The sequence below is a fragment of the Novosphingobium sp. FKTRR1 genome (assembly GCF_020404405.1).
In the GTDB taxonomy this organism is placed as follows: Bacteria; Pseudomonadota; Alphaproteobacteria; order Sphingomonadales; family Sphingomonadaceae; genus Novosphingobium.
Map to the genome: position 1 here is coordinate 1 of NZ_JAIZDA010000081.1, position 2585 is coordinate 2585.

Here is a 2585-nt window from a genome sequence, read left to right on the forward strand (position 1 = left end):
TGCGGATTCCGGCGATGCCGCCCACCCATTCCGATCTGATCGCGCCCACCGTTCCGATTTGATGCCGCCCGGGTGGGGAGCAGATCGCGGGCCGCTATTCACATGTGATTTTTCAGTCGGTCAAGTGGCTTGAGCGTGGAGATTTCGGCGCATGGATTCGCCGGAGAGTTCTAGGCGATGGGCGTTGTGAACGAGGCGATCGAGGATGGCATCGGCGTAGGTCGGGTCGCCGATCAGATTGAACCAGCTGGCTACTGGGAGCTGGCTGGTCACCAACGTTGATCGACGACCGTAACGGTCTTCGAGGATTTCGAGCAGGTGATGACGGGCATTGCCGTCGAGCGGTTCGAGGCCCCAGTCATCGAGGATAAGCAGGTCGACGCGGGCGAGACTCTTCATTCGGGCCGCGATGCGGCCGTCACCCTTGGCCAGCGACAGGTCATCGATCAGGCGCGGTAGGCGGGTGTAGAGCACCGAGCGATTGTCCCGGCAAGCCTGGTGGCCGATTGCACAGGCAAGCCAACTTTTGCCGACCCCCGCTGGCCCGATAATCGCGCAGTTCTCGTGGGCGGCGATCCAGTTGCCCTTGAGCAGCATTTCGAACAACCGGCGGTCGAGCCCGCGCGCAGCGCGGTAATCGACGTCCTCGGGCACAGCGTGGTGCCGTAGCTTGGCGTGTCGCAGGCGCAGCGCGAGACGCCGGTCGTTACGCCAGGTAGCCTCGTGATCGAGCAGCAACGCCAGCCATTCGGCGTGATTCAGGCTGACGGCATCGCCGTTGTTGTCGAGGTCGGCGAAGGCGTGCGCCATGCCGGTCAGGCCGAGCTGGTTCAATTGATCAAGGGTTGGGTGTCTGAGCATCATTGTTCCTCTCAATGGTAGTATTGGGAGCCCCGGATGTTGTCGTGCAGGATCGGCTCGCGCTCCGGGGCTTTGGACACGGGCACCTTGTCGAGCCCCTTTTCGAGGATCGATTTGACGGAAGGATAATTGCGCGCCTGGATCTCCAGAGCGCGGACCGCGGCGGCTTCAAGCCGATCGGCGCCGAAGCGCTTGGCCAAGCCGATGATGCCAAGGCAGGACCGGTAGCCCTGTTCAGGATGCGGGCGATCGTTGATGATGCGCTCGACCAGCAACAACAGCATCGGCCCGATCCGGGCCGCCTCTTCGCGGATCTTGGCGGGTGTCCATTCCAGATAGCGCCGGTGGCTCGAGGGCATATGCTCGGGCACAGTCGTGTGCCGGCCATTTCCGCTGCCACGCATGTGAACGGCGATGCGCTCGCCGCCCAGGAAGATCTCGACAGTGCGTGCGGTAAAGCGGGCTTCTACCTCACGGCGGGCGAAGCGATGCGGCACCGAGTAGTGATGCTGCTCGAGCGCGATATGGTAGTCGAGCCCGACCCGGCAGCGCTTCCACTGGGCATGGACCCACGGCTCGGCAGGCAGCGGCTTGAGATTGGGCGCGTCGACCTCCTCGAACAGTTCGCGCCGGGTCTTCTGGAACTGGCGCAGCACGCGCCGGTCGTTGAGATCGGCAAGGCACTCGGCAATGCCCGCATTGACCTCGGCCAGACTGTAGAAGATCCGGTTGCGCAGCCGGCCCAGCACCCATCTTTCGACGATGCCGACGCAAGCCTCCACTTTCGCCTTGTCTCTCGGCTTCCGGCTTCGTGCCGGGAGCACCGCCGTACCGTAATGGCGGGCGAGGTCGGTGTAGCTGCGGTTGACCATTGGATCGAAGTTGCAGGCCTTGATCACCGCGACCTTGGCATTGTCGGGCACCAGCAACCGCGGCACGCCGCCGAAGAACGCGAACGCGGCGTTGTGGGCCTCGGCCCAGTCAGAAAACTGCTCCGTCCAGGTCGCGCACGCGAACGACAGGCTCGAGCCGCCCAGCACCGCCACGAACAGGTGTGCATCCCGGATCTCGCCGGTCCGACGGTTGATCACCACCGGCACCGTGTCGCCGGCGTAGTCGACGAACAGCTTCTCGCCGCCGGCATGGCTCTGGCGCATCACAAGCGACAACCGGCCTTCCCAGCTCCGGAACAACTCGCACCAGCGACTGTAGCGGTAGCCCTCCGGGTGAGCCGCGATGTACTCTTCCCACAAAACCTGCAGCGTGACGTGCTTGCGCTTCAGCTCACGCGCTACCACCGACCAGTCTGGTTCTGCTTGCTTGCGCCGTCCGGGCTTCACGCCGGCAGGCCCATAAAGCCGGGCTTCCAGTTCCGCGTCGCTGATCTCGGCCGGAACTGGCCAGGAAAGGCCAGATCGCTCAAAACGGGCAAGCATGTCCCGCACCGTCGAACGGGCCACTCCAGACAGGCGGGCAATCTCTCGTACCGGAAGGCAACCCTCCCGGTACATTCGCATCACTTCGCGCAGTGCGCGCATCTTAGCCCTCCTCGTCGGCATTAAATCCTCCCAGCTGCTCAACAGCCCGAAGGATGGCCTCAAACGATCAGGCTCAACACCACATCAAAGGTGGGCGGAAATTAAGCGGAATGGTGGGCGGGATCAGTCCGGAATCCCGGGCCGGAATTCCTCGGAATGACGGGCGGCATTAAGTCGGAATCCGCA

General features: G+C 63.6%; 2 protein-coding genes. Both read right to left on the reverse strand.

Annotated features, from left to right (window positions below; all coding sequences use genetic code 11):
• Positions 1-120: 120 nt before the first annotated feature.
• Positions 121-861, reverse strand: a complete 741-nt coding sequence (gene istB, locus LDN95_RS22955) for an IS21-like element helper ATPase IstB (protein ID WP_226019816.1) — start codon at positions 859-861, stop codon at positions 121-123.
• Between the two features lie 11 nt (positions 862-872).
• A complete protein-coding gene (istA, locus tag LDN95_RS22960) occupies positions 873-2399 on the reverse strand; it encodes an IS21 family transposase (RefSeq protein WP_226019817.1) in 1527 nt (508 codons plus the stop codon).
• Positions 2400-2585 lie beyond the last annotated feature (186 nt).

Excerpts from the sequence above, each read along its gene's own strand:
- istB (WP_226019816.1), bottom strand. The coding sequence starts at position 861 with ATGCTCAGACACCCAACCCTTGATCAATTGAACCAGCTCGGCCTGACC.
- istA (WP_226019817.1), bottom strand. The coding sequence starts at position 2,399 with ATGCGCGCACTGCGCGAAGTGATGCGAATGTACCGGGAGGGTTGCCTT.